Here is a 26,828-nt window from a genome sequence, read left to right on the forward strand (position 1 = left end):
CGTGCCCGGGACTTGGGGGCGCCGGCTGCGACGTCCCGTCTGTTTTCGAGGGATTGATGCTCCGGTGAGCCAGATCGTCGTCAAACGCCCGCCCCGGTCCCTGCCGCCCGAAGTCCCTTCGGACGAGCTGAGGCTGGAGGCTCCGCCGGAACTTCCGCGGGGGCAGCAGGAGGGCATGCTGATGCAGCTCCTGCCGATGCTGGGCATGGGTTCCTCGGTCGTCTTCTTCTTCATGCCGGGCGCGGCGCCGTTCATGCGCATCATGGGCGTGCTGATGCTGGTGTCCACGGTGGGCATGGTCATCGCCCAGCTCGTGCGCCACCGGCGCGGTACGCAGGGGCAGATGGCCGATGTGCGGCGGGACTACCTCAAGTACCTGGCGCAGACGCGCCGTCAGGTACGCCGCACCGCGCGGGCGCAGCGTGACGCGCAGCTGTACCTGCACCCGGCGCCCGAACAGTTGTGGTCGGTGGTGGCGGAGGGCTCCCGGCTGTGGGAGCGGCGGGTCGGCGACGCGGACTTCGGGCAGGCCCGGCTGGGGCTGGGCGCGCAGCGGCTGGCGACCGCGCTGGTGGCTCCGGACACGGCCCCGGTGGACGAGCTGGAGCCGCTGACGGCGGGCGCGATGCAGCGCTTCCTGAAGGTGCACTCCTCGCTGGACGGGCTGCCGGTGGCGGTGTCGATCCGGGCGTTCTACCACGTGACGGTGTCCGGGGAGGCGGAGTCGGCGCGCGGTACGGCGCGGGCGATGGTGGCGCAGCTGGCGACGCTGCACTCCCCCGAGGACCTGGCGGTGGCGGTGGTGGCCGCGCCGGGGGCGGCGGCGTCGTGGGACTGGGTGAAGTGGCTGCCGCACACGCAGGTGCCCGGGCAGGTCGACGGGGCCGGTACGAAGCGGCTGTTCGGCGACGACCTGGGTGAGCTGGAGGGGCTGCTGGGGTCCCGGCTGGAGGGGCGGCCGCGGTTCAGCCGTGACGTGTCCCCGGTGCTGGACCAGCCGCACCTGGTGGTGGTCCTGGACGGCGGCATGGTGCCGCCGGACTCGGTGCTCGCGGCGGCCGAGGGCTTGCAGGGCGTGACCATCGTCGAGGTGGTCGCGGGCGAGCTGGACGAGCCCCGGGGCGGGCTGTCGGTGGTGGTGCGTCCGGGCCGGCTGCGCCTGGAGTCGGGCGCGGGGGTCGCGTACGAGGGAACGCCGGACACCCTGTCGCTGCCCGCGGCGGAGGCGCTGGCCCGGCAGCTGGCGCCGCTGCGCACGGGCGGCGGGGACGACGACGAGCCGCTGCTGGCGAACCTGGACTTCACCGACCTGCTGAACCTGGGCGACGCGGCCTCGATCGACGTGTCCCGCACCTGGCGGCCGAGGTCGGCCGGCGAGCGGCTGCGCGTGCCGATCGGTGTGGGCGAGGACGGCTCGCCGGTGATGCTGGACCTGAAGGAGGCCGCGCAGGAGGGCATGGGCCCGCACGGCCTGTGCGTGGGCGCGACCGGTTCGGGCAAGTCGGAGCTGCTGCGCACGCTGGTGCTGGGGCTGGCGGTCACGCACACCTCGGAGACCCTGAACTTCGTCCTCGCGGACTTCAAGGGCGGTGCCACCTTCACCGGCATGGGGCAGATGCCGCACGTCGCGGCCGTGATCACCAACCTGGCGGACGACCTGACGCTGGTCGACCGGATGGGCGACTCGATCCGCGGGGAGCTCCAGCGCCGGCAGGAGCTGCTGCGCTCGGCGGGCAACTACGCGAACATGCACGACTACGAGAAGGCGCGCGCGGCGGGTGCCCCGCTGGAGCCGCTGGCCTCGCTGGTGCTGGTCATCGACGAGTTCTCCGAGCTGCTGACCGCCAAGCCCGACTTCATCGACATGTTCATCCAGATCGGCCGCATCGGCCGCTCGCTGGGCGTGCACCTGCTGCTGGCCTCGCAGCGGCTGGAGGAGGGCAAGCTGCGCGGCCTGGACACGTACCTGTCGTACCGGATCGGTCTGCGGACCTTCTCGGCGGCGGAGTCGCGGACGGCGATCGGCGTGCCGGACGCGTACCACCTGCCGTCGGTGCCCGGTTCGGGCTACCTGAAGTTCGGCACGGACGAGATGACCCGCTTCAAGGCGGCGTACGTCTCGGGCACCTACCGCTCGGGCGGGCCGGACCTGTCGGTGGGGCTGTTCCCGGTGGAGCGCCGGCCCGCGCTGTTCACGGCGGCTCCGGTGCCGGTGGTGTACGCGGCTCCGGACCCGGCGTACCTGGCGGCGCAGTCCGAGCGGGCGGACGACGCGCTCGCGGACACGGTCCTCGACGTGATCGTGGGGCGGCTGGAGGGGCAGGGGGTGCCGGCGCACCAGGTGTGGCTGCCGCCGCTGGACCGGGCGCCCTCCCTGGACCAGCTGCTGCCGGCGCTGGCGCCTTCGGCGGAGCGCGGGCTGCACGCGCAGGGGTACACGCGGCCGGGCGGGCTGGTGGTGCCGCTCGGTCTGATCGACAAGCCCTTCGAGCAGCGGCGCGAGGTGCTCTACCGGGACTTCTCGGGTGCGGCGGGCCACATGATGGTGGTCGGCGGTCCGCAGTCGGGCAAGTCGACGCTGATGCGGACGCTGATCTCCTCGTTCGCGCTCACCCACACCCCGCGCGAGGTGCAGTTCTACGGGCTGGACTTCGGCGGCGGCGCGATGTCGTCGGTGGCGGAGCTGCCGCACGTGGGCGGGATCGCCTCCCGGCTGGATCCGGAGCGGGTGCGGCGTACGGTCGCGGAGGTGGCGGGGATCCTGGGCCGCCGCGAGGAGTTCTTCCGGGCGAACGGCATCGACTCCATCGGCACCTACCGGCGCCGGCGCGCGGCGGGCGAGCTGCCCGGCGAGGCGTGGGGCGACGTGTTCCTGGTCGTCGACGGCTGGGGCGGGTTCCGCAGCGAGTACGAGGGCCTGGAGCCGGTGGTCACGGACATCGCGGCCCGGGGGCTCGGCTACGGCATCCACGTGGTGGTCACGGCGGCCCGGTACATGGAGGTGCGGGCGGCGCTCAAGGACCAGATGCTGAGCCGGCTCGAGCTGCGGCTCGGCGACGTCATGGACTCCGAGTTCGACCGGCGGGTCGCGGCGAACGTCCCCACCGGGATGCCGGGGCGCGGCCAGGTGCCGGAGAAGCTGCACTTCCTGGGGGCGCTGCCGCGGATCGACGGCGCGCACGACGCGGAGAGCCTCTCGCAGAGAACCGAGGAGTTCGTGGCGGCGGTGCGGGCGGGCTGGGCCGGTCCCTCCGCGCCGGGGGTGCGGCTGCTGCCGCGGCTGCTGCACGCGGACCAGCTGCCCAAGGGCGGGGAGTTCCCCGAGCGCGGGATCGCGATCGGCATCGACGAGACCGCGCTGGAGCCGGTGTTCGTCGACTTCGAGAGCGACCCCTTCTTCCTGGTGTTCGGCGAGAGCGAGTCGGGCAAGACGAACCTGCTGCGGCTGATCACCCAGCAGATCGCGCAGCGTTACCGCCCGGACCAGGCCAAGCTGGTCGTCGGCGACTACCGGCGCGGGCTGCTGGGGGCGCTGCCGGAGGAGTACCTGCTGGAGTACGCGCCGATGGCGAACTCCCTCCAGATGCACATGGAGGCGCTGGTCGGGGTGTTCTCGCGGAGGCAGCCGCCGGCGGACGTCACCCCGCAGCAGCTGCGGGACCGCAGCTGGTGGACGGGCCCGGACGTGTTCATCGTGATCGACGACTACGACCTGGTCGCCACGAGTCAGGGCAACCCGCTGGCGCAGCTGGTGGAGTTCCTGCCCTTCGCCCGGGACACCGGGATCCGCTTCGTGATCGCGCGCAGCTCCGCGGGTGCCTCGCGCGCGATGTACGAGCCCTTCATGCAGCGGATCAAGGAGCTGGGCGCGCAGGGCGTGGTGCTGTCGGGCGACCCCTCCGAGGGCGACCTGATCGGCACTGTCCGGCCCCGCCCGATGCCGCCGGGCCGCGGCTACTACGTCTCGCGCAGGCGCGGTACCTCGCTGGTCCAGCTGGGCCGGATGCCCGGGATGTAGGGGGTCCGGCGGCCATCGCGGGAAACCGCTCCCCCGATGGTCGCCTTGTGCCGATAATCGGCAGCGGAGACCTGGCAACACCGCACGACCGAGGGAAGGGCCGCACATGGGCACCCAGCAGGAGAAGGACGAGCTGTACGCGCTCGACATCAGTGGCGTCGAGTGGCAGGGGCCGCCCGGGACCAGCCCGGACGAGGAGCGGGTCGAGATCGCCAAGCTGCCCGAGGGGGCGGTGGCGATGCGGTCCTCGCTGGACCGTGACACGGTGCTGCGCTACACGGCGGCCGAGTGGGAGGCCTTCGTCCTCGGGGCCAGGGACGGGGAGTTCGACCTCACCTGAGGCCCCGCCGGGGCACGGCGAAGGGGGCGCGCCCCGAGTGGGGCGCGCCCCCTTCGTGTGTGCCGTGGCACGGGGCTGCGTACGGGGCTCAGAAGGCCTCGGTGAACAGGCGCGAGGCCTTCACGTCGGTGGCGCGGTAGTCGCCCTTGCCGCGCTCGATGAGCTGGGCGACGCCCTCGAGCTGCTTCTGCATGTGGTCCGCGCGGGCGTGGTACTTCTTCTGGAGGCTGAGGTACTCGATGTGCGCCTCGCCGTCCCAGGTGTCGGTGACGACCTTCACGGCCGCTTCCATCTCGTCCAGGTCCTTGAGGATGTTCTTCGAGACGACGCGGATGCGGTCCGCCATCTGCTGGACGCTCTCGTACCGTACCCGGGTGTGGCCGTCGTCGTTGCCGGACATGTTCTTCTCCTTCGGGCTGGGGTGTGTGCTGGGGGCGGCGCGGACGTCAGAGGCTGTCGAGGCCCGAGCGGCCGCCGCCGGCCGCGGCGCCGGCGCCGCCGGGGTTGATCGAGTTGAACGCCGCGCGCACTTCCTCGTCCTGCGCGTTGGTCAGGTTCTTCGTCTGCGAGACGGCGTTGTGCAGGACGGAGAGCAGGCGGCGGATCTCGTCGTGGTCGAGGTTGAGGTCCGACTGGGCCTTCTTGAAACCGCCGGCGCCCACACCGGTCCAGCCCGCGCTCGCGGTGGCCAGGATGTCGGCCAGCTCGCGGGCCTGGGTGGTCACGGCGTTGGCCGTCTCGGAGATCTTGTTGGCCGCCTTGACGACCGGATCGTCCGCAAGTCCGAAATTGTTCGTCATCCGAAGCTCCTCACTTCTCAATTCCCCGGCAGAACCGGCGGATTGCATGGCGGAGCGGATCACCGGGGCGCCAATTCAAGCCGCGCGCACCGGACTTCCCCCTCCGCTTCACGCGGATCCCCGATCACAGTCGTGAAGCCTGCTGTCACTCTAGTCAGTTCGGTTGACCCGCCCAACACTAGTCGCCCGGTTCTGTGGACGAACCGTGACTGTTCACTGCAAACGCCTCCGGCGGGCGCGGGCGTCTCGGACGACGGTCGCGGTCCCGGCGATGACGGCGATGAGCACGCCCCCGATCCCGAGGGCGTACGTACCGAGCCGCTCCTCCCGCTCCTGGGCGGTCTCCGACAGCCGGAGCTCCGCCGCCTGCGGTGCGGCCGCCGGGGGCGGGCCGGGGTCCGGGACGGGGGGCCTGGGGGTCTCGGCGTCCTGGGTGACGGCCCGTACCGGGTCCACGACCCCCCAGCCGACGTAGTCGTCGCGGCCCTTGACCGAGCGTTCGGCGGTGTTCTGGATCTGCCAGACCACCTCCTGCGCCGTCCACTGCGGGTGCTCGGCGCGCAGCAGGGCGGCGACCCCGGCGACGTAGGGGGCGGAGAAGCTGGTGCCGTTGTCGATGCAATGTCCGAAGCCGGGGACGGTGGAGACCATGTCGACGCCGGGGGCGGCGACCCCGATGAAGTCGCCGGGCTGGGAGAAGGCGGCCCGTTCGTTGTTGCGGTCGGAGGAGGCCACGGCGAGGACCCCGGGGAAGGCCGCCGGGTAGGTCTTGCGCTTCTGGCCGCTCATCCCGTCGTTGCCCGCCGAGGCGATGACCACGGCCTTGGCGGCCAGGGCCCGCTGGACGGCCTTGCCCAGCTCGGAGTCCGCGGTCAGCGGGGCGTCGGTGTCCTGGGAGATGTTGATGACCTGGGCGCCCTTGGCGACGGCGTGGTCGATGGCCTGGGCGAGGGTGGCCGCGTTGCCGTTGCCCTGGCCGTCGTTCTGCCGGATGGGGATGACGGTGGCCTCGGGGGCGAGCCCGACGAAGCCGGTGCCCTGCTGGGGGCGGGCCGCGATCAGCCCGGCGACCTTGGTGCCGTGGCCGACGGTGTCGCTGGTGCCGTCGCCGCCCTTGGCGTCGACGAAGTCCCGCCCGGCGCCCGGGTCGAGGGCGCCGGAGAGCTGCGGGTTGGCGCGGTCCACGCCGGTGTCGATGACCGCGACCCGTACGCCCTTGCCCTTGGTCCGCGCCCACAGGGCGTCGAGCATGACGCGCTGGAGGGCCCAGGGCGTCTCGGCGATCTGCTTCTTCATGGGGAAGGTGCACTCGCCCGCCCCGGCCAGGGCGAGCGGGTACGAGGACTGCGGCGCGGGCCCCGCGCCGCACAGGGCGACCAGGGCGAAGGCGGCGACCGGCTGGGCGGCGCGGAACAGCTGCGACATGGCCGGCATCCTCACGAACCCTGGGGCTGGCGCGCGGAGTTGGTGTCCAGGCGGGGACCCTTGGAGAGGAACTCCGACCAGGCGATGGGCACCATGGCGGGGACGACCCCGCCGTAGCCGAGCCGTACCTGCGCCTGGCTGGCCTCGGGCCGGCCGTCCCCGGCGCCGCCCGGCGCCTGCTGGTCGGGCGCCCCGATCTTCGACTTCTCGGCGTCGCTGTCGCCGTTGGCCTGTACGGCGTACCGCAGGCCGGTGTCGGTGACCAGGAACAGGGCGCCGCCCGCGGTGGTCTGGCGGCCCTGGACCTGGGTGTAGAGCAGGCCCGTGCCGGGGGTGACGTAGGAGCTGGTGCCGCTGGCGGTGATGTCGACGGGGAAGCCGGTGCCGGCCCAGGTGCTCAGCGTCTGATTGCCCTGGCCGTCGACGGAGCGCAGGACGTTGCACACCGTGTCGCGCCGTTCGCCGCCCTGCGCGGAGCCGGGGGTGTCCGCGATCCGGTTGACCTGGGCGCCGCGCCTGCGGGGCCACTTGGCTTCGTCCTTGAAGGGGGTGGCGTCCGGGTTCAGGGACTGCAGGTCGGTCTCGCGGGCCTTGCCGTGCATGTTGAGGCTGTCGGTCGCGGGCGCGGAGATCAGCAGCCACGCCACGAACTCCGAGACCGGGGCGACCCGGTCGGGCAGGACGACGTAGTACTGCGTGCCGGAGCCGGTCTGCGCGGTCAGCACCATGCCGACCTTGCTGTCGGCGCCGCCCAGGCCCTGGACGCTGGCGTTGGCGCCCGGGGTGCCGGGCAGCTGCGGGAAGCCCAGGTCGTCGCCGGAGTTGAGGGTGGCCAGCCATTCCTCGGTCACCGGCTGCGGGGTGGCGCCGGTCCCGACCAGCGCCATGGTGAGGGTCCCGGAATCCGGCTTGCCCTCGGGGAACCTGTACTTCGTGCCGGCCGCGTCGACGAGGAAGCGCTCCTTGGCGCCGCCGGTGCTCTGCACGTACAGCACCTGGGTGTCGGCGGTGCGGTGCCCGTCGTCCAGCAGGCCCGCCTCGCGGTCGGCGAGGACGAAGGCGGCGGTCTGCACGCCCCGGCCGTTGCCGCCGGGCTGCTGGCAGACGGCCCAGCGCTTGGCCTTCGCGGCGTCCTGCTTGGCGGGGAGCCGGTCGGGGGCGTAGGGGATGCCGATGATGGGACCGCGCGGGGGCTTGCCCGCGTCGAGCACCTTGTCCTCGACCTGGACGACCTTGGACTTCTGCGGGTCGAGCAGCAGCCGCGCGGAGGCCAGGTTCAGCACGGGGTGCAGCCGGGTCTGGTCCTTGCCGTTCACCTTCGTGGTCAGGACCACGTACCGGGTCGTCGACTGCTTGCCGACGATGACCATGGCGCCGGGCTCGTTCCAGCCCTTGGGCGCCTGTGGTTTGAACATGCCCCAGGCGCCGAAGCCCGCGACCACGAGCGCGCCGATCACCACACCGGGCAGGACCGCGCGCAGCGGCCGGGGCGCGCCCTCCTCGGTGCCGGTGGCGGAGGGCTGGAGGAAGGCGGCCACGGTGCGCCGCTTCGCAAAGGTGTACGCGTTGAGCTCATCACGTCGTGATGCCATGACCGCCTGCTTCTCCCCGCACGGCCCGGTCGGTGGGGCCGCTCCCCGGGCCTTGGTTGTCGGACCGGGGACCTACTATGCCTCTTGACGGAGGGTCGGCAGGGGGCGGGTAGGCTGAGACGGCCGCTCAGCGCCGTCCAGGCCGGGGTGTTCAGGGCTGGTTGGGGTGGATTGGGAAGATTCCGGGGGCGGGCGGCGGCTGCCGCGCGATGCCCGGACTCACCGGATCCGCCCCCGATATGGGGAGGTGCGCGAGTGAGTGCCACCGTGACGGAGCCGCGGGCGGCCGCGGCCGCACCCGCGCGTGGCGGGGTCACCCCGCATCCGAGGTCGAGCCCGGGCCGCTTCGGCCCGTTCCGATTGCAACAGCTCGTGCTCCTCCAGCTGGCGGCCGCCGCGCTGCTCGTGGCGTGGGTGGTGGAACCGCTGTTGCTGGTGCCCGCCGGTGTCCTGGCGGTGGTCCTGGTGCTGCTCGCCCTCGTACGCCGCCACCAGCGCTCCCTGCCCGAGTGGATCGCCGGCGCGTTCGCACTGCGCGCCCGGCGGCGCAGGGCCGCGTCCTTCACGGTGCCCGCGGGGACCGAGCCGGGGCTGGCGCCGCTGGTCGAGGCCGAGCCCGCGCTGCGGACGACGGCCTTCGGCGACCGCGACCGGCGCCCGGTCGGGCTGGTCGGCGACGGGACCTTCCTGACGGCAGTGGTCCAGGTGGACATGGACGCCACCGCGCTGCGGCCCGACCGCGCGGAGCGGCCGCTGCCGCTGTCCGTCGTACGGGACATCCTCGAAGTCGACGGCATCCGGCTGGAGTCGGCGCAGCTGGTGCAGCACACCCAGCCCGCCCCCGCTCCGCACCTGCCGGCCCAGTCGATGGCCACGCGCAACTACGCGCCGCTACAGGCCCGGACGGGCAGCCCGGCGGTGCGGCTGACGTGGATCGCGCTCAAGCTCGACCCCGAGCTGTGCCCGGAGGCCGTGGCCGCGCGCGGCGGCGGGCCGGCGGGGGCGCAGCGCTGTGTGGTGCGGGCGGCCGACCAGCTGGCGAGCCGGCTGACCGGGGCCGGTTTCCGGGCCACCGTGCTGACGGAGCAGGAGCTGACCGGCGCGCTGGCGACCTCCTCGTGCGCGAACCCGATGGCGATCACCCAGGCGGGGCGGTCGGCGAGCACCGGCCGGCGCACGGAGGAGACCCCGCGGACCTGGCGCTGCGACGACCGGCGGCACACCACCTACTGGATAGGCCGCTGGCCCCAGCTGGGCGGGGCGGGGGCCGGGCTGCCGCAGTTCGTGGCGCTGCTCACCTCGCTGCCGGCGCTGGCGACGAACTTCAGCCTGACGATGGCCCCGGCCGAGCGGCAGGGCGTGACGCTGACCGGGCACGTACGGGTCACCGGGCGCAGCGACGAGGAGCTGGTGGCGGCCCGGCGGGAGCTGGAGCGGACCGCGCGGGGCGTGCGGGCCGGGCTGGTACGGCTCGACCGGGAACAGGTGCCGGGGCTGCTGGCCTCGCTGCCGTTGGGAGGGGCGCGATGAGCCGCACGGTACGGGGCGGGCTGCGGGGCGGGTTCGGGCTGATCGGTCCGCGCCGGGAGCGGCACGTGGTGCCGGCGGCGGACCTGGACGCGCTGGCGCTGCCCGTCGGGGACGACGGGGTCGTCATCGGCGTGGACGCGGAGGGGCGTGCGGCGGTGCTCGGCGTGAACCGTCCCACGCCGTACGAGGTCACCCTGATCGGCGGCCTGTGGACGGCCCAGGTGCTGGCCCTGCGCACGGCCGCGACCGGGGCCCGGGTCGCGGTGGAGACCGGTCGGGCGCCCGTGTGGTCCGGGCTGGCCCAGGCGGCGGGCGGCGGGCAGCAGTGCGTGACCCTGCACGAGGTGGGCCGGGTGCCGCCGCAGGGCGCCTCGGCGGGCAGCCCGGTGCTGGTGGTCCGGGACTGCGGGATGCGGCCGCCGCGCGGGCGGGTGGTGGCCGGGCCGTGGCAGTCGGTGCTGACCCTGCTGCCGTACCTGAGCCCGGCCGCGCCCCGGCTGCTGCGGAACTCGGCGCTGGTCGGGGTGCAGCGGGTGTCCCCGGAGGAGGCGGAGCAGATCGGCGCGCTGATGCGGCTGCCGAGGGCGGCGGTGGAGTCGCTGCCCACCCTGGGGGACGGGGTGACGCTGTGGTGCACGCCACGGGACCGGAAGTTCGTGATGACGCAGGGGACGGAAGCGGAGACCGGGCTGCTGGGAGCGGCGCGGCGCATCGACTGAAGCCGGTACGCGGTGACGGTTGCTCAGGGCCGAAGCGGCCTGTAGGCAGGAGTACGGGGGCGCGACCTCGGGGCCTTTGCGGGCGCGGGGCGCGATTAGGCTGAGCGCGGGCGCGGCGTCGAGGTGGGCGCCCGACCGGTGTTCGACAGACCAGGAGGACCAGTGAGCGGCGATCGGAACGAGAGGCGCGGCGGGACGTGGGACGTCCCGACGGACGATCAGTCCGACGCGGAGCCCGATGTGACGGGCGAGTTCACCATCGACTACACCCCGCCGGCCTGGTACACCCAGGGCGCCGCCGAGCCGGCCGCGCCGGCCGCGGGGCTGCCCGGGCTGCCGGAGGGCAGCGGCTTCGAACCGCACCGCCCGGCGGATGTGGTCTCGCCGCCGACGATGCGGATCGCTCCGCCATCGCCGCGCCAGGCCGACGCGCTGGCCGCGCCCGTCCCCGAGACCCCGGCGCCGGCCTTCCCCGGCCAGGGTCCGGTGTTCCCCGCCCAGGGGACGGAACCCCCGGCCCCGTTCCCGGCCCAGCCCGGGCCCCCGGCGGCGCCCGGCTTCCCCGGCCAGGGGACGGAGTCCCCGGCCCAGACCGGGACCCCGGCGACACCCGGCTTCCCCGGCCAGGGGGACCAGACCCCCGCACCGGCCGGCGGCCAGGCGGCACCCGCGTTCCCCCTGCAGGGGGCGGAGTCCCCGGCGCCCTTCCCGGCCCAGGCCGGGACCCCGGCGACATCCAGCTTCCCCGGGCAGGGGGCCCAGACCCCGGCACCGGCCGGCGGCCCGGCGGCACCCGCGTTCCCCCTGCAGGGGGCGGAGTCCCCGGCGCCCTTCCCGGCCCAGGCCGGGACCCCGGCGACATCCGGCTTCCCCGGGCAGGGGGCCCAGACCCCGGCACCGGCCGGCGGCCCGGCGGCACCGGCGTTCCCCGGACCGGGGGCGGAGTCTCCGGCCCCGTTCCCGGGCCAGGCCGGATCCCCGGCGGCGCCCGGCTTCCCTGGGCAGGGACCGGAGGCACCGTTCCCGGCCCAGGCCGGGATTCCGGCCGCGCCCGGATTCCCCGGGCAGGGGTCCGAGGCCCCGGCTGCGGGTCCGGAGGCGGCTGCGGCGCCGTTCCCCGGCCAGGGGGGCTCGGCCGAGCCGGCGCCGCTCCCGGCGCTGCCCGGGAGCACCCCGGCGGCCTTCCCGGCCGCGTCGGCAGCGCCCGCGCTGCCCGCTGGGCCCGAGCTGCCGGCGCTGCCCGGGGGAACCTCGGGCGAGGCCCCGGCGCAGGCGGAACCGGCGGCGCCGTTCACGGTGCCGTCCGTGGCGCCCATCTCCATGCCCGCGCCGTTCGCCGACCTGGCGCCCTCGGACGCCGTGCCCCCGGGGTTCGCGGCGGCCGCCGAGGAGGCGGCGCCCGCGCCCGTGCGGACGCCCACCCCGGCCGAGGGAACTCCCGTACTGCCCCCCGCGGATACTCCGTTCGGGGGACCCGGCGGGGAACTGCCGCCCCTGCCGCCCGCGTTCGCCTCCTCGGGCGCGCCCCAGGGCTACGGCTTCCCGCCCGTTGCCCCCGAGCAGCAGCCCCAGGCACCGCAGGGGTACGGCTTCCCGCCCGCCGAGCCGCAGCCGCAGCCGCAGGCCCCGCAGGCCCCGCAGGGATACGGGTTCCCGCCCACCGAGCCGCAGCCGCAGCCGCAGGCCCCGCAGGCCCCGCAGGCCCCGCAGGCCCCGCAGGGGTACGGCTTCCCGCCCGCCGAGCCGCAGCAGCAGGCACCGCAGCCGCAGGCTCCGCAGGGGTACGGCTTCCCGCCCGCCGAGCCCCAGCAGCAGGCGCCGCAGGCACCGGCACCGCAGCCGCCGCAGGAGTACGGGTTCCCGCAGCAGCCGCACCCGGCCGCGCAGGGGCCGTACCAGCAGCAGCCCGGCCCCGGCCAGGGGCCCGGGGCTCCGCTCGGCTACACCGCCGCCGTGGAGCTGTCCTCCGACCGCCTGCTGCGGGCCAAGCAGAAGCCCAAGCCCACCCGGTCCGGCTTCCGCTTCGGCGGCAAGGCCGCCGAGGCCGACCGCCAGCGCAAGCTGGAGCTCATCCGCACCCCGGTCATGTCCTGCTACCGCATCGCCGTCATCAGCCTCAAGGGCGGCGTCGGCAAGACCACGACCACCACCGCCCTCGGCGCCACCCTCGCCACCGAGCGCCAGGACAAGATCCTGGCCATCGACGCGAACCCCGACGCCGGCACCCTCGGCCGCCGCGTCCGCCGCGAGACCGGCGCGACAATCCGGGACCTGGTCCAGGCGATCCCGTACCTGCACTCGTACATGGACATCCGGCGGTTCACCTCCCAGGCCCCCTCCGGCCTGGAGATCATCGCCAACGACGTGGACCCGGCCGTCTCGACGACCTTCAACGACGAGGACTACCGCCGCGTCATCGAGACGCTCGGCCGCCAGTACCCGATCATCCTCACCGACTCCGGCACCGGACTCCTCTACTCCGCCATGCGCGGCGTCCTGGACCTGGCCGATCAGCTGATCATCATCTCCACCCCGTCGGTGGACGGCGCGAGCAGCGCGAGCACCACGCTCGACTGGCTCTCCGCCCACGGTTACGCCGATCTCGTCTCGCGCTCGATCACCGTCATCTCCGGGGTCCGCGAGACCGCCAAGATGATCAAGGTCGAGGACATCGTGCAGCACTTCGAGACCCGCTGCCGCGGCGTCGTCGTGGTGCCGTTCGACGAGCACCTCGCGGCCGGCGCCGAGGTGGACCTCGACCTGATGCGGCCCAAGACCCGGGAGGCGTACTTCAACCTCTCCGCGCTGGTCGCCGAGGACTTCGTCCGCGCGCAGCAGCAGGCCGCGCAGGCCCACTGGGGCGGACCCCAGCAACCCCAGCAGCCGTTGCCGCCCCAGCACCACCAGCAGCCGCACCACCAGCAGCCGCACCCCCAGCAGCAGCCGCCGCAGGGGCAGCCGCAGGGTCCGTACCAGCAGCCGTACGGACAGCAGCCCTACCCGCAGCCCGGCCAGCCCTGGCAGCAGCCCCCGGCCCCCCAGCCGCAGCAGCCCGGGCAGCCCCCGCGCGACCCGCGCCTCGGCTGACGCCGGCAGGACATGACGAAGGGCCCGTACCGTCCTCGGGGTGGTACGGGCCCTTCGTCGTGTCCGACGGCCCGGCGGTCAGCGCCGGGAGTCGAAGGCGTCCGTCAGGACCCGCGCCCGCTTCACGTCGTCCGCGATGGCCTCCAGCAGCCCGTCGAGCGACTCGAACTTCGCCATCCCCCGCACGTAGGCGAGGAAGTCGACGGACACCTGCTTCCCGTACAGGTCCAGCCCGACGCGGTCGATCGCGTACGCCTCCACGGTCCGCTCGGTGGCGTCGAACTGCACGTTCGTACCCACCGAGATCGCCGCCGGCATCCGCTCGCCGTCGGCCGTCAGCCAGCCCGCGTACACCCCGTCGGCCGGGATCGCGGTGTGCGGCTGCGTCTCGACGTTGGCCGTCGGGTAGCCGAGCTCGCGCCCGCGCTGCGCACCGCGCACCACGATGCCCTCGACCCGGTGCGGGCGGCCCAGGATCTCGGCCGCGCCCTCCATGTCCCCCTCGCCGACCAGCCGGCGCGCCAGGGTCGACGAGAACGGCACGCCGCCGCCCGCCTCGCCGCGCTCCACCAGGTCCACGACCTCGACCTCGTAGTCGTACGTGGAGCCCAGCTCGCGCAGGAAGTCGACGTTCCCGGCGGCCCGGTGGCCGAAACGGAAGTTCGGGCCCTCGATGACGGCGCGCGCGTGCAGCTTGTCGACCAGCACCTTCACGATGAACTCGGCCGGGGACAGCTGCGAGAACTCCGCCGTGAAGGGCAGGATCAGCAGGGCGTCGACACCGAGACCGGCCATCAGTTCGGCGCGGCGGTCGTAGGGGGCCAGGATCGGCGGGTGGCTGCCGGGCCGCACGACCTCGCTCGGGTGCGGGCTGAAGGTGACGACCACCGCCGGAACGCCCAGCTCGCGGGCCTTCGCCACGGCCCGTCCGATGATCAGCTGGTGTCCCCGGTGCACACCGTCGTAGGAGCCGATGGTGACGACGCTGCGTCCCCAGTCCTGGGGGATGTCCTCCAAGCCACGCCAGCGCTGCACTGTGACCGCTCCTCGCCCGAACCCGTGTAGTCCCTGTACTGAATTGCCGATTGCAGGTCTAAGACTGCCATGCCGTCGGCCGGGGCCCCGCATCGGCATCTGGCTGGGATCGCTCCCCGCCTCACGTAATGTCCGGCGCGGCTCTGCGAAGGGTCTCCACCGTACGCCGGGCCCCCGGGCCGAGCAGCGCCGCCGCCTCCGTCTGCGCCTCCGCGAGCCAGCGGGAGACCAGCGCCCCGAAGACCGGGTCGGCCCGGGCCAGCTCCACCGTGCGGTGCTCGAACACGGCGGGCCCGCCCGGTGCCCGCAGCAGCTGCCGCCCGGTGCGCCGCAGCAGCTCGCGGGTACGGTCCTCCGGGCGCCCGCAGGCCCCGGCCGCCAGCGCCGCGAGGAAGGCGCCGAGCACCGCCGGATCGTCCTCCTCGCGCAGCAGTACGTCGGCCAGCTCGGCCCGCAGCGCGTACGAGGGCTCCGCCCCGGGCGCGGCCAGTACGCCGGCCAGCGCGGCCCGGACCGGCGGCGGGGCGGTCCGCAGCAGGCCCAGGACGAGGGGGCGCAGCACCGGCCCGGCGGCGGGGCCCTGTTCCAGGCGCCGGTCCACGAAGGCGGCGGCGTGCGGGGCGTCCTCGGGGTGGCCGGCGAGGTGGTCCCGTACGAGGTCACCCGCGCGGCGGGCCAGCCCGGGGGTGGTGAGCGCGGCCAGGGCGCGGAGCACCTCCCCGTCGGCCCGGGCCCGCAGCGCGGCGAACACCGCGTCCGGGTCGGGCAGTACGGGCAGCGCCGCGACGAGCGCGGAGGCGGGCAGCCGGGAGCCGCGCTCGGGGTCGCGGAAGCAGTCGAGGGCGTCGGGCAGGTAGCGGGCCCGCGCCTGGGGGTCGCGGAGCAGCATCCCGAGGGCGCTGCCGTGCAGGCTGCTGTCCCCGGGGCGGGCGAGGAGCGCCTGGGCGGCGTAGCGCAGCAGCTCCCGGTCGGCGGGGGTGCGCACGTGCGGGGCGGTGGCGAGGCCGTACGCGGCGGCGGCCACGCGCCGCCCGGGCCGTTCGTCGTGGGCCCAGCGGTCGACGGCGCGGCACAGCGCGGAGGGCTCCTCCTCCGCGAGGACGGCGAGGAGTTCGTCGGCGCGGGCGTGCGCGGCGCTGACGAGGGCCTCGGTGAGGTCGTCCACCGCGAGGCCGCGGTGGGTGTGCAGCAGGGCCTGGGCAGCGGTGGCGACGGTGGCTCCGGGGCGGCCGCGCAGCCGGCGCTCGTCGGTGAACCAGGCGCAGAGCAGGGGCAGGACGAGCTGCGGGGCGCGGGCGAGGCGGCGGGCGGCGGCCTCCAGGTAGTGGTGGTCGGCGGGCAGCAGGCGGCGCAGCAGGTCGAGGCGGTCGGACTCGGGCAGCCGGAGGCGGTTCCAGAACCAGCCGCCGAACTCGCCGGAGGCGGCCCGCGCCACGTGCTCGGCGAGGGCGTGCAGGACGGGCAGGTACGGGGTGGCGTCGGCGGCGCCGAGCAGGGTCCCGCGCAGCAGCCGCGAGGCCCACCAGACGCGGTCGGGGTGCACGGATTCCCCGGGGCCCGCGAGTCCTCCCGGTCCCGGCGCTCGCGCCGTTTCCTCGGCGAAGGCGTTCAGGGCGCCCACCAGTCCGTCCAGCCGGCCGCGGATCTCGGCGGGCGGGAGCCTGCGCAGGGCTTCCAGTACGGGCCCGATGCGGTGCCTGGGTACGGGCGGGCCCGGGGCGGCGGGGCCGCGGTGCACGAGGTTCTCCAGGGCGCTGGGGACATCGAGGTGTCCGGCCTGGAGCCAGTCGGACAGCTCCTCGTGCGCGAACCGGTAGCCGGGGCCCGCCGGGACCAGCAGGCCCTCGGTGAGGACGGCGGAGGCCCAGCCGGTGCGCCAGGGGAACAGCTCCTCGAAGGCGGCCCGGTCCAGCTGCCCCTGCCCGGGGCCGAGGCACCGTCGCGCGGCCTCGTGCACCCGGCCGGCCACCCGCGCCGCCAGCCGCCGCACCCCGGGCCCGTACACCCCGCCCGCGCGCCCCGCGCCGCCCCGGTCCGCGCCCTCCTGCCCCTGCCCCTGCCCCGGCCCCAGGGCGGGCTCGGCGGCGGCGGGCCTGGGCGGCGGGAGGGTGGCGGCCGCGGCGGCGATGCGGACGGCTACGCGCAGGGCCACCAGGTCCAGGTGCGCCGCGAAGACCTCGTCACGGCCCGGGCGGCCCGCCGTGACCTCGGCGGCGCGGATCCCCGCGAGCAGGCGCAGGGTCAGCGGATGCCTCGCGTCGGCCTCCCGCACCGCCTCGTCCGGGATGCCCAGCCGGACCCGGGCCGTCCGCGCCTCCTCGGGGGTCAGGTCCCCGACGGGGAGGGCGGGCGGCAGCCTCCGGAGGGCGCGGGCCGGGGTGTGCAGCAGCTCCGGCGGGTAGAGGCCCCCGGCCCGCTCCCAGTACTCGGGCCGGGCCGCGACCACCAGCCGGGCCCCGGTGCGGCGCAGCCACCCGGCGGTGGCGGCGGTCCACGGCTCGAGGCGGTGCGCGAGCTGGGGCGGCATCTCCTCGGGGGTGTCCAGCACCACCAGGAGCGCCCGCCCGGCGGCGCTCGCCAGCCGGGCCACGCGCTCGGCGGTCCCCTCCAGGGCGGGCGCCGCCCCCGGCGAGGCGACCCCCGCTCCGCCCGGTCCGGCGGGGTCCGGGCCGCCGCCCGGCTCCGCGCCCGCGGTGACGATGCGGCCCGCCGCAGCCAGCGCCCGCGCGACGGCGTCGGCCAGTGAGGCGTCGCCGCCCCGCAGGTCGGCCCCGCGCAGCCAGAGCGTCGGGGCGGGGCGGGGTCCGCGCGCCCGGTCGGCGGCCAGGGCGGCGAGGGCGGTGGTGCGGCCGGTGCCGGGGTTCCCGACCAGGCCGAGCACGAGGTCCTCCCCGGCGGTGAAGACCGCCAGCCCGGCGGCGATCCCGGGGCGGGGCACGGGGTCCGGCCCGGGTCCGGCGCCCTCGGCCGGGGGGAAGGCCGAGCCGATGGTGGTGGCGGTCAGCTCCAGGGCGCCGGCCAGGTTGAGGTCGCCGCCGTAGCCCGGCACCGTGGCGGAGTTGCGTTCCAGCAGCGCCGCGAGGGGCCCGCCGGGTGCGGCCGCGGCGGCCGCGCGCAGGGGTACGGCGAAGCTTCCGGAGCGATGCTCCGCTTCGAGAGCGGTGGCCAGTACCGCGAGCACCGCTCCGGTGCCCGCGTCGAGGACCGGCCCCCCGCAGGCCTCGCCGCCTAGCCGCAGGGCGTCCCGGCCGGCCGTTCCGATGGCCAGCTCGACGGTGGCGGGCAGTACGTGGAAGCGGTCCGTCGCGGTGTAGGTGACCTCCGCGCCCGCCCCGAGCACCCGCGCCTGGCGCCAGCCCCGCGCGGGGAGGCGTACGTACGTCCCCGGAGGGATCACCTCGCGCATCGCCACGGGCAGCGGCCGCACCCCCAGTCCGTCGCTCCGCACGAGGGCCAGCCCGAGCTCCGGCAGGGCGGTCACGTCAGCGGCGCCGGCCAGCCAGGTCCGCTCCCCCGGGGCGTGCAGCACCACCCGCGCCAGTCCGTCGACGGCCTCGTGGCTGGTGATCACCGTTCCGCGGTCGTCGGCCACGAAGCCGCTGCCGCGCGGCCGTCCGGCCAGATCGCGGATCGTCACGACGCCCGCGACACCCGTGTCCGCGACGCCCGTGTCCGCGACGCCCCCGGAACCGGAGTCGCCGCTCGCACCGCCTGAGACCTCGTCCGTCATCGCCGCACCACTCCCCCGCCGCGGGACCCGTGGTCACGACGGTAGGCAAGTGAAGATCAGCACGAAAAGCACGCGTGGCGAAAGCGCCCCCTAACGCTCCCTCCATTCACTCCGAGCGCCTGCTCGGACGGGTGAATACGGGGCTCCGGGTGGATAGAGACCTACCCGAGGGGGGTCGTGGAGCGGTGAGCAGCAGTCCGTGTGCGCTCACCGCTCCACGTCAAGAACCGGCCGTGGACCGGAGGGGGATCAGACGAAGACCGCGAGGGACTTCGCCTTGCCGCCCTTGCTCTCCACGAGCCCGAGCAGCTGGCCCTGCGGCCCGTAGACGGCGACGGTCCGGCCGTCCTGGTACTCGTCCGGCATGTCGATCCGCACGCCGTTGGCGAGCAGCGAGGCCCGTCGCGCGTCCAGGTCCCAGCGGGCGAAGGCGGCGGCGGCCGCCTCGCCGATCGGCATGACGGTCAGCTCCTCCTGGAGCTGGTCCAGGGTGCGCGCCCGGTCGAGCTTGTACGGGCCCACCCGCGTGCGCCGCAGCGCCGTGAGGTGGCCGCCCACGCCGAGGTCGGCGCCCAGGTCGCGGGCGAGGGCGCGGATGTACGTACCGCTGGAGCAGACGACGGAGACGACGAGGTCGACGACCTTGGTGCCGTCCTCGGCCTCCGCTTCCCGCATGTCGTACACCTGGAACGACGAGACGGTCACCGGGCGGGCCGGGATCTCGAAGTCCTCGCCGTCACGGGCGCGCTTGTAGGAGCGCACGCCCTTGATCTTGATGGCGCTGACCTTGGACGGGACCTGCATGATGTCGCCGGTCAGCTTGGCGATCCCCGCGTCCACGGCCTCACGGGTCACCCCGGAGGCGTCCGCGGACGCGGTGATCTCGCCCTCGGCGTCGTCCGTGAGGGTGTACTGGCCGAGACGGATCGTCCCGAGGTACTCCTTCTCGGTCAGCGCGAGGTGGCCGAGGAGCTTGGTGGCCTTCTCGACACCGAGGACGAGGACGCCCGTCGCCATCGGGTCGAGGGTGCCGGCGTGGCCGACGCGGCGGGTCTTGGCGATCCCGCGCATCTTGGCGACCACGTCGTGCGAAGTGAAGCCGGACGGCTTGTCGACGATGACAAGGCCGTCCTGGGGGACCCTCCCAGCGGTAGCTGGGGGAGTCTTTGCTGCGTTGGTGGTGCTCATTCCGCGGCTGCGTCCTCGTCTTCGTCCTCGCCCGGCTTCTTGTACGGGTCGGCGTCACCGGCGTACTGCGCGCCGGAGGACACCTCGCGCACCTGGGCGTCGGAGGAACGTGCCTTGTCGAGGAGGTCCTCGATGGTCTTGGCGGTCTCCGGGAGGGCGTCCGCCACGAAGGTCAGGGTGGGCGTGAACTTGGTTCCCGCCGCCCGGCCGACCGCGGAGCGCAGTACGCCCTTGGCGCTCTCCAGGCCCGCTGCCGCGCTGGCCCGGTCCTCGTCGTCGCCGTAGACCGTGTAGAAGACCGTGGCCTCCCGCAGGTCGCCGGTGACCCGGGTGTCCGTGATGGTCACGTGCGTACCGAGGCGGGGGTCCTTGACACCGCGCAGCAGCTTCTCGGCCACCACCTCCCGGATGAGGTCCGCCAGCTTCTTCGCCCGCGCATTGTCGGCCACTGGTCCGTCTCCTTCTTCGTCTTGCAGTCAGTCTTCATCACCGTGGAGGCGCCGTCGTACGGACAGCAGCTCCACTTCCGGACGTGCCGCGACCAGCCGCTCGCAGCGGTCCAGTACATCCGAGAGGAACCCCGTGTCCCCACTCACCAGAGCGACCCCTATGCGGGCCCTGCGGTGCAGGTCCTGGTCGCCCACTTCGGCCGCGCTCACAGAGAACTTGCGCTGGAGCTCGGCGACGATGGGCCGGACGACGGAGCGTTTCTCCTTCAGCGAGTGGACGTCGCCGAGGAGCAGATCGAAGGACAGAGTCCCCACGTACATGCAGATCCGGATATCCCGCCGGTGCGGGTTCGGTGGCCTGCCGGCCTTCGCGCGGCAGGGTCACCAGAACCGTACACGCAACGGCCGGGGCCGATCGACGGATATTCCGCCGACCGGCCCCGGTGTTACAGCTACCTACGACACGGTGCGAACCGCCTCGCGCTTACGCGCGGGGCTTCTCGCGCATCTCGTACGTCGCGATGACGTCGTCGATCTTGATGTCGTTGAAGGAACCGAGGTTGATACCACCCTCGAAGCCTTCGCGGATCTCGGTGACGTCGTCCTTGAAGCGGCGCAGACCGGAGATGGTGAGGTTCTCGGCGATGACCTTGCCATCGCGCAGGAGCCGCGCCTTGGTGTTGCGCTTGACCTCGCCGGAGCGGATGAGGACACCCGCGATGTTGCCCAGCTTGGACGAGCGGAAGATCTCGCGGACCTCCGCCGTACCGAGCTCGACCTCTTCGTACTCCGGCTTGAGCAGACCCTTCAGGGCCGCCTCGATCTCCTCGATGGCCTGGTAGATCACCGAGTAGTAGCGGACGTCGACGCCCTCACGGTCCGCCATCTGCGCGGCACGGCCGGCCGCACGGACGTTGTAACCGATGACGATGGCGTCGGAGCCCATCGCGAGCGAGATGTCGGACTCGGTGACCGCACCCACACCGCGGTGCAGGACCCGGATGTCGACCTCTTCACCGACGTCGAGCTGGAGCAGCGAGGACTCGAGAGCCTCGACCGCACCGGACGCGTCGCCCTTGATGATGAGGTTGAGTTCCTGGACCAGACCGGCCTTGAGCACGGAGTCGAGGTCCTCGAGGGACACGCGACGGACGCGCTTGGCGAAGTTGGCGTTGCGCTCACGCGCAGCACGCTTCTCGGCGATCTGACGGGCCGTACGGTCCTCGTCGACGACGAGGAAGTTGTCGCCGGCGCCGGGGACGTTGGTGAGACCCAGGACCAGGACGGGGGTCGACGGACCCGCTTCCTCGACGTTGTTGCCCTTGTCGTCGAGCATGGCGCGCACTCGGCCGTAGGCGTCGCCCACGACCATCGTGTCGCCGACGCGGAGGGTACCGCGCTGGACGAGGACGGTGGCAACGGCACCGCGGCCGCGGTCGAGGTGGGACTCGATCGCAATACCCTGAGCGTCCTGCTCCGGGTTGGCGCGCAGGTCGAGGGAGGCGTCGGCGGTGAGGACGACGGCCTCGAGCAGGGAGTCGATGTGCAGACCCTGCTTGGCGGAGATGTCGACGAACATCGTGTCGCCGCCGTACTCCTCGGCGACCAGACCGAACTCGGTGAGCTGACCGCGCACCTTGACCGGGTCGGCACCCTCGACGTCGATCTTGTTGACCGCGACGACGATCGGGACGCCGGCGGCCTTGGCGTGGTTGAGCGCCTCGATCGTCTGCGGCATGACGCCGTCGTTGGCCGCGACCACGAGGATCGCGATGTCGGTCGACTTGGCACCACGGGCACGCATGGCGGTGAACGCCTCGTGACCCGGGGTGTCGATGAAGGTGATCTTGCGGTCTTCACCGTTGACGTTGGTACCGACCTGGTAGGCACCGATGTGCTGGGTGATGCCACCGGCCTCGCCCGCGACGACGTTCGTCTTGCGGATGGCGTCGAGGAGTCGGGTCTTACCGTGGTCGACGTGACCCATGACGGTCACGACCGGCGGACGCGGCATGAGGAATTCCTCGCCGCCCTCGTCCTCGCCGAACTCGATGTCGAAGCCCTCGAGGAGCTCGCGGTCCTCTTCCTCCGGGCTGACGATCTGAACGGTGTAGTTCATCTCGCCGGCGAGGAGCTGGAGGGTCTCGTCGGAGACGGACTGCGTGGCAGTGACCATCTCGCCGAGGTTCATCATCACGGCGACGAGCGACGCCGGGTTGGCGTTGATCTTCTCCGCGAAGTCGGTGAGGGAGGCACCGCGCGACAGGCGAACGGTCTCGCCGCCACCGCGCGGCAGCATCACGCCGCCGACGGACGGGGCCTGCATGGCCTCGTACTCCTGGCGACGCTGGCGCTTGGACTTGCGACCACGACGGGCCGGACCACCGGGACGGCCGAAGGCACCCTGCGTGCCACCACGGGCACCGGGACCACCGGGACGACCACCGAAGCCGGGACGACCGCCGCCACCGGCACCGGCCGGGCCGCCGCCGAAGCCGCCGCCACCCGGACGCGGGCCGCCGAAGCCGCCACCCGCCGGACGCGAGCCCGGACCGGCCGGACGGCCGGCGAAGCCGCCGCCACCGGGACGACCGGCGCCACCACCGGGACGCGGACCACCGGCACCGGGACGGCCGGGGCCACCACCGGGACGGGGACCGGGACCACCGGCAGCGGGACGCTGCGGCATCATGCCCGGGTTCGGACGGTTACCACCGGGAGCACCACCCGGACGCGGGGCGCCGCCCTGCGGACGGGGCATGCCGCCGGGGGTCGGACGACCGGCACCGGGACCCTGCGGACGCGGAGCGCCACCGGGGCCACCCTGCGGGCGGGGAGCACCCTGGCCGCCGCCGGCGCCGGGGGCACCGGGACGGGGAGCGCCGGCCGGACGGGGCGCCTGCGGGCGCGCCATGCCGGTGGAGCCACCAGAGGTGAACGGGTTGTTGCCCGGACGGGGACCGGCCGGACGGGCGCCCTGCGGACGCGGGGCCTGGGAGCCCTGGCCACCGGCGGGACGCTGTCCCTGGCCACCGGGGGTGGCGCCGGCCGGACGCGGGGCGCCGGGACGGGCACCGCCCTGGGCCGGGCCGGCCGGACGCTGCTGCGCCGGACGGGGGCCGGGGGAGGCGGCGGGACGCTCGGTGCGCGCCGGAGCGGCCGGGGCCGCCGGAGGCGCGGAGAACTCGGTCGCCACGGGAGCCGCCGGAGCGGGCTTCGGGGCGGGAGCCTTGGGACCGGGACGCGGGCCGGGAGCGGCCGGAGTCACCGGGGTTACTGCCGCGGGGGCCTCGGCGACGGCGGGCTTGGGAGCCACCGGCGCGCCGGGCTTGGGGGCGGCGGGACGTGCCGCAGCGGCCGGGGAGGGCGCCGCGGGCTTGGCGGGCGCGGCCTTGCGGGGCGCGCCGGGCTTCGCAGCGGACTTGCCGGCGTTGCCGCCGGGCCCCTGCAGTGCGTCAGTCAACTTGCGTACAACCGGCGCCTCGATCGTCGAGGACGCCGAACGGACGAATTCACCGAGTTCTTGGAGCTTGGCCATGACGACCTTGCTCTCTACCCCGAACTCCTTGGCGAGTTCGTATACCCGGACCTTAGCCACTTCGCTCCTTTTAGGTCCGGGTTACGCCGGACCGTCGCTACTTCATGGGCGTACTCATCGCGTACTCATCGAGTGCTCATCGCAATCTCGACCTACTTCCAACTCGCGAGGTACCTGACCGCACGGTGTGTGTCCGTGCCGTACTTCTTCTTACGGTGTCGCCCCGGCCGGTACGGCCAGGGCTTTGCGCAGTTCCTCCGTGTCGAGCGCTCCTGCGGACCGGAGGGCCCGGGGGAACGCCCGGCGGCGGACCGCCTGGTCGAGGCAGACCACGGCGGGGTGCACGTAGGCACCCCGGCCGGGCAGCGTACCGCGTGGATCGGGGACGCATTCGTCCCCGATCGCCACGATGCGCAGCAGATCGCTCTTGGCCGCTCGCTCCCGGCACCCCACACAGGTGCGTTCGGGGCATGCGCGGGCTTGCGTCCGGCCAGACACGCCTAAGTCTACCTCCCCGTACCGACCTCACCCCTTCAGGTGAAAAATCGAACGGATGTCGTTGTTGTCTCATCGGGTACTCGGGTGGTACCGGAGCACCTGTCTACCGGCCGGAAACTCCCGACCGGTAGCGATTTATTCCCGGTCAGGCGCCGGCGTCCGCGTCGGCGGGCACCTCGGTGTCCGGGCGGATGTCGATGCGCCAGCCGGTGAGGCGGGCGGCGAGGCGGGCGTTCTGGCCCTCCTTGCCGATGGCCAGCGACAGCTGGTAGTCGGGCACGGTCACCCGCGCGGAGCGGGAGTCCCAGTCGACGACCTCGACCCTGCTCACCCGGGCGGGTGACAGCGCGTTCGCGACCATCTCCGCCGGGTCGTCCGACCAGTCGACGATGTCGATCTTCTCGCCGTGCAGCTCGGCCATGACATTGCGCACCCGGGCGCCCATCGGGCCGATGCAGGCGCCCTTCGGGTTGAGGCCCGAGCGGGTCGACCGGACGGCGATCTTCGTGCGGTGGCCGGCCTCGCGGGCGATCGCGCAGATCTCGACGCTGCCGTCGGCGATCTCCGGGACCTCCAGGGCGAACAGCTTCTTCACCAGGTTGGGGTGGGTGCGCGACAGGGTCACGGACGGACCGCGGACACCCTTCGCCACCCGCACGACGTACGCCTTCAGGCGGAGTCCGTGCGTGTAGTCCTCACCGGGGACCTGCTCCTGCACCGGCAGGATGGCCTCCAGCTTGCCGATGTCGACGAGGACGTTCTTGGGGTCCTTGCCCTGCTGGACGACGCCGGTGATGACGTCACCCTCGCGGCCGGCGAACTCGCCGAAGGTCAGGTCGTCCTCGGCGTCGCGCAGACGCTGGAGGATCACCTGCTTGGCGGTCGTCGCGGCGATCCGCCCGAAGTCCGACGGGGTGTCGTCGAACTCCTTGGGCTCCTGTCCCTCTTCGAGGTCCCTCGGGTCCTCCGTCGCCCACACGACCACGTGACCGTTGGTGCGGTCCAGCACGACGCGAGCGCGGCGGAAGCTCCCCTCGGTCCGGTGGTACGCGATGAGGAGGGCCGACTCGATCGCCTCGACGAGCAGGTCGAAGGAGATCTCCTTCTCCCGGACCAGACCCCGCAGGGCACTCATGTCGATGTCCACGGCTACGCCTCCTCTTCCTTCTTGTCCTTGCGGCTGAACTCGATCTCGACACGCGCCTTGGCGATGTCGGTGAATGCAATACGGCGGGTGGTCGCCTTGCGGCCCTTCACACCCGGGACTTCGAGGTCCAGGCCCTCGTCGTCGACGCCGAGGATGCGGGCGATCAGTTCCCCGCTCTCCCCCAGCTGGAACTTCACGAGGCGGCCCGTCGCCCGAACGTAGTGACGGTGCTCGCTGAGCGGGCGGTCCGCGCCCGGCGAGCTGACCTCGAGGTTGTACTCGTCCTCGCCCATCGCGTCGGTCTCGTCGAGCTTGTCGGAGATCTCACGGCTCAGCTCGGCACACTCGTCCAGGTCGACACCCTCATCGGAATCCACGATGATGCGCAGCATCCGGCGCTTGCCCGCCTTGGACAGCTCGATCTCCTCGAGGTCCAGGCCCTTGGCGGCGACGAGTGGCTCCAGCAGTCCGCGCAGCCTGTCGCTCTGGGTGGTGCTCATCCGGGTGACTCCTCGGCCGCGTGTGCTGTTGTGGTTTTCCGTCGCGTGTCAGGTCAAAGGGTATCCGGTCGCGGAGGGTGTTGCCGTCCGCGCTCCGGACGGGACCCCCGGGTACCGTGATCACACCCTGCCCCGTCATCACCCCGAGGACGCCCCCGTGCCCTGGACCACGCCCTTGAGGCCCTCGCCCTCACGAAGGAGCCTGCTCGCCGGAGCCGCCGGCGCGGCCGGGGCCGCGCTGCTCACCGGGTGCACCGGTGGCGGTGACGCCTCCGGCGCCGACAGCGGGATTCCGCTCGAACGGCGGCTGCGGGAGAGCGCCGTTCGTGACAGTGAGCGACTGCTGGAACGTTACGACACCACCGCCGCCGCCCATCCCGCCCTCGCCGGGCGCCTCGCGCCGCTGCGGGCCGCCGTCGCGGCGCACACCGCGGCGCTGGCCTTCGCGGACCCGGCGGCCCGCGGGCCGGCCTCCCGCCCGGCCTCCCCGGCCGCGTCCGGAGCCCCCTCCGGACGCCCCTCCGCGCCCCCGGCCGTCGCACCGGCGTCCGCCGCGCCGGCGGCGAGCCGCGAGGCCGTCCCGCCGCAGCCCGAGGAGGCCCTGAGCGCGCTCGCGGACGCCGAGCGGAGCCTGTCCGAGGCCCGGACGATCGCCCTGGCCGGCGCCCCCGGGGAACTGGCCCGGATGCTGGCCTCGGTGGCGGCCTGCGGGGCCGTCCACGCCTACCTGCTGACCTCGACCCCCGGAGCCGCCTCGTGAAGCCCGCGCCCGCCTCCTCCCCCTCCCCCGCCGGCCGCGCCCTCCAGGCCGCCCAGGCCGCGCTGGCCGCCGAGCACGCGGCGGCGTACGGGTACGGGGTGATCGGCGCGCGGATCGCGCCAGCCCGGGCGGAAGAGGCCCGGGCGGCGTACGGCGGCCACCTGGCGCGCCGCGACCGGCTCACCCGGACCGTGCGGGAGCTGGGCGGGGCGCCGCAGCCCGCCGAGGCCGCGTACGCCCTGCCCTTCGAGCTGCGCACCCCGGCCGACAGCGAGCGGCTGGCCGCCGACATCGAGGACCGGGTGGCGGGCGCGTATTCCGATCTGGTGCGGTCGGCCGACGGCCAGTTGCGCCGCGAGGCGGCCGACGCGCTGAGCGCCGCGGCCGTGCGCGCGGCACGCTGGCGCGGTGTCGGCGTAGCCTTCCCTGGGCTCACGGAACGCTCGTAGCGGGCCCGTACCAGCTGAAAGGG

At 74.1% G+C, this 26,828-nt stretch carries 20 protein-coding genes; 7 read left to right on the forward strand and 13 right to left on the reverse strand.

Translation table 11 applies throughout. The features are described 5' to 3' along the window. The first annotated feature begins 64 nt into the window (after positions 1 to 64). Together eccCa and OOK34_RS03195 are read left to right on the forward strand one after the other, a co-directional pair. Positions 65 to 4,018 carry a type VII secretion protein EccCa gene (eccCa, locus tag OOK34_RS03190; protein ID WP_267032340.1) on the forward strand — a complete coding sequence of 1,318 codons (3,954 nt, stop codon included), beginning with the start codon at positions 65 to 67 and terminating at the stop codon, positions 4,016 to 4,018. A gap of 106 nt (positions 4,019 to 4,124) precedes the next feature. Continuing rightward, the gene (locus OOK34_RS03195; protein WP_030227593.1) at positions 4,125 to 4,358 is read left to right on the forward strand and encodes a DUF397 domain-containing protein; all 234 of its coding nucleotides are present in this window, start codon (positions 4,125 to 4,127) and stop codon (positions 4,356 to 4,358) included. An 88-nt stretch (positions 4,359 to 4,446) separates the two neighbouring features. On the opposite strand, the gene OOK34_RS03200 is transcribed toward OOK34_RS03195, so the two are convergent. The 4 genes from OOK34_RS03200 to eccB all read right to left on the reverse strand — a co-directional run bounded on the left by OOK34_RS03200 (position 4,447) and on the right by eccB (position 8,175). Beyond that, on the reverse strand, positions 4,447 to 4,758 hold the full coding sequence (locus OOK34_RS03200) for a WXG100 family type VII secretion target (RefSeq protein WP_267032341.1): 312 nt from the start codon (positions 4,756 to 4,758) through the stop codon (positions 4,447 to 4,449). Positions 4,759 to 4,804: 46 nt separating this feature from the next. Further along, positions 4,805 to 5,158, reverse strand: a complete 354-nt coding sequence (locus OOK34_RS03205) for a hypothetical protein (protein WP_267032342.1) — start codon at positions 5,156 to 5,158, stop codon at positions 4,805 to 4,807. Between the two features lie 213 nt (positions 5,159 to 5,371). Continuing rightward, positions 5,372 to 6,583, reverse strand: a complete 1,212-nt coding sequence (mycP, locus tag OOK34_RS03210) for a type VII secretion-associated serine protease mycosin (protein ID WP_267032343.1) — start codon at positions 6,581 to 6,583, stop codon at positions 5,372 to 5,374. An 11-nt stretch (positions 6,584 to 6,594) separates the two neighbouring features. After that, positions 6,595 to 8,175, reverse strand: coding sequence for a type VII secretion protein EccB (gene eccB, locus OOK34_RS03215; RefSeq protein WP_267032344.1), 1,581 nt, complete (start codon positions 8,173 to 8,175; stop codon positions 6,595 to 6,597). A gap of 255 nt (positions 8,176 to 8,430) precedes the next feature. Here eccB and eccE point away from each other — a divergent pair, with 255 nt between their 5' ends. The 3 genes from eccE to OOK34_RS03230 all read left to right on the forward strand — a co-directional run bounded on the left by eccE (position 8,431) and on the right by OOK34_RS03230 (position 13,511). Next, a complete protein-coding gene (eccE, locus tag OOK34_RS03220) occupies positions 8,431 to 9,705 on the forward strand; it encodes a type VII secretion protein EccE (RefSeq protein WP_267032345.1) in 1,275 nt (424 codons plus the stop codon). Further along, a complete protein-coding gene (locus OOK34_RS03225) occupies positions 9,702 to 10,424 on the forward strand; it encodes a hypothetical protein (RefSeq protein ID WP_267032346.1) in 723 nt (240 codons plus the stop codon). The genes eccE and OOK34_RS03225 overlap by 4 nt, the downstream gene beginning before the upstream one ends. Positions 10,425 to 10,586: 162 nt before the next feature. Next, positions 10,587 to 13,511: an SCO5717 family growth-regulating ATPase gene (locus OOK34_RS03230; protein ID WP_267032347.1), complete on the forward strand. Its 2,925-nt coding sequence runs from the start codon at positions 10,587 to 10,589 to the stop codon at positions 13,509 to 13,511. Positions 13,512 to 13,589: 78 nt separating this feature from the next. On the opposite strand, the gene OOK34_RS03235 is transcribed toward OOK34_RS03230, so the two are convergent. From OOK34_RS03235 to rimP, 9 genes are all read right to left on the reverse strand, one after another. Then, the gene (locus OOK34_RS03235) at positions 13,590 to 14,546 is read right to left on the reverse strand and encodes a bifunctional riboflavin kinase/FAD synthetase (protein ID WP_267032348.1); all 957 of its coding nucleotides are present in this window, start codon (positions 14,544 to 14,546) and stop codon (positions 13,590 to 13,592) included. 121 nt (positions 14,547 to 14,667) lie between these two features. Next, complete coding sequence (locus OOK34_RS03240) at positions 14,668 to 18,276, reverse strand: serine protease (protein ID WP_267032349.1); 3,609 nt, start codon at positions 18,274 to 18,276, stop codon at positions 14,668 to 14,670. A 249-nt stretch (positions 18,277 to 18,525) separates the two neighbouring features. Next, positions 18,526 to 19,464 carry a tRNA pseudouridine(55) synthase TruB gene (gene truB / locus OOK34_RS03245; protein WP_267032350.1) on the reverse strand — a complete coding sequence of 313 codons (939 nt, stop codon included), beginning with the start codon at positions 19,462 to 19,464 and terminating at the stop codon, positions 18,526 to 18,528. Beyond that, entirely contained in the window at positions 19,461 to 19,913 is a 453-nt protein-coding gene (gene rbfA, locus OOK34_RS03250; protein ID WP_267032351.1) for a 30S ribosome-binding factor RbfA, read from the reverse strand. Before rbfA ends, truB begins: the two co-directional genes overlap by 4 nt. Positions 19,914 to 19,940: 27 nt before the next feature. After that, on the reverse strand, positions 19,941 to 20,234 hold the full coding sequence (locus OOK34_RS03255; RefSeq protein WP_030161467.1) for a DUF503 domain-containing protein: 294 nt from the start codon (positions 20,232 to 20,234) through the stop codon (positions 19,941 to 19,943). Between the two features lie 163 nt (positions 20,235 to 20,397). Next, positions 20,398 to 23,511: a translation initiation factor IF-2 gene (gene infB, locus OOK34_RS03260; protein ID WP_267032352.1), complete on the reverse strand. Its 3,114-nt coding sequence runs from the start codon at positions 23,509 to 23,511 to the stop codon at positions 20,398 to 20,400. Positions 23,512 to 23,661: 150 nt separating this feature from the next. Beyond that, entirely contained in the window at positions 23,662 to 23,949 is a 288-nt protein-coding gene (locus OOK34_RS03265; RefSeq protein ID WP_267032353.1) for a YlxR family protein, read from the reverse strand. Between the two features lie 145 nt (positions 23,950 to 24,094). Beyond that, positions 24,095 to 25,096: a transcription termination factor NusA gene (gene nusA, locus OOK34_RS03270; protein ID WP_267032354.1), complete on the reverse strand. Its 1,002-nt coding sequence runs from the start codon at positions 25,094 to 25,096 to the stop codon at positions 24,095 to 24,097. Positions 25,097 to 25,098: 2 nt separating this feature from the next. Then, on the reverse strand, positions 25,099 to 25,596 hold the full coding sequence (rimP, locus tag OOK34_RS03275; RefSeq protein ID WP_267032355.1) for a ribosome maturation factor RimP: 498 nt from the start codon (positions 25,594 to 25,596) through the stop codon (positions 25,099 to 25,101). Positions 25,597 to 25,753: 157 nt separating this feature from the next. Here rimP and OOK34_RS03280 point away from each other — a divergent pair, with 157 nt between their 5' ends. Both OOK34_RS03280 and OOK34_RS03285 read left to right on the forward strand, forming a co-directional pair. After that, positions 25,754 to 26,356, forward strand: coding sequence for a hypothetical protein (locus tag OOK34_RS03280; RefSeq protein ID WP_267032356.1), 603 nt, complete (start codon positions 25,754 to 25,756; stop codon positions 26,354 to 26,356). Continuing rightward, complete coding sequence (locus tag OOK34_RS03285; protein WP_267032357.1) at positions 26,353 to 26,805, forward strand: ferritin-like domain-containing protein; 453 nt, start codon at positions 26,353 to 26,355, stop codon at positions 26,803 to 26,805. Before OOK34_RS03280 ends, OOK34_RS03285 begins: the two co-directional genes overlap by 4 nt. The last annotated feature ends 23 nt before the right edge of the window (positions 26,806 to 26,828 follow it).

Source organism: Streptomyces sp. NBC_00091 (assembly GCF_026343185.1).
Lineage (GTDB): Bacteria > Actinomycetota > Actinomycetes > Streptomycetales > Streptomycetaceae > Streptomyces.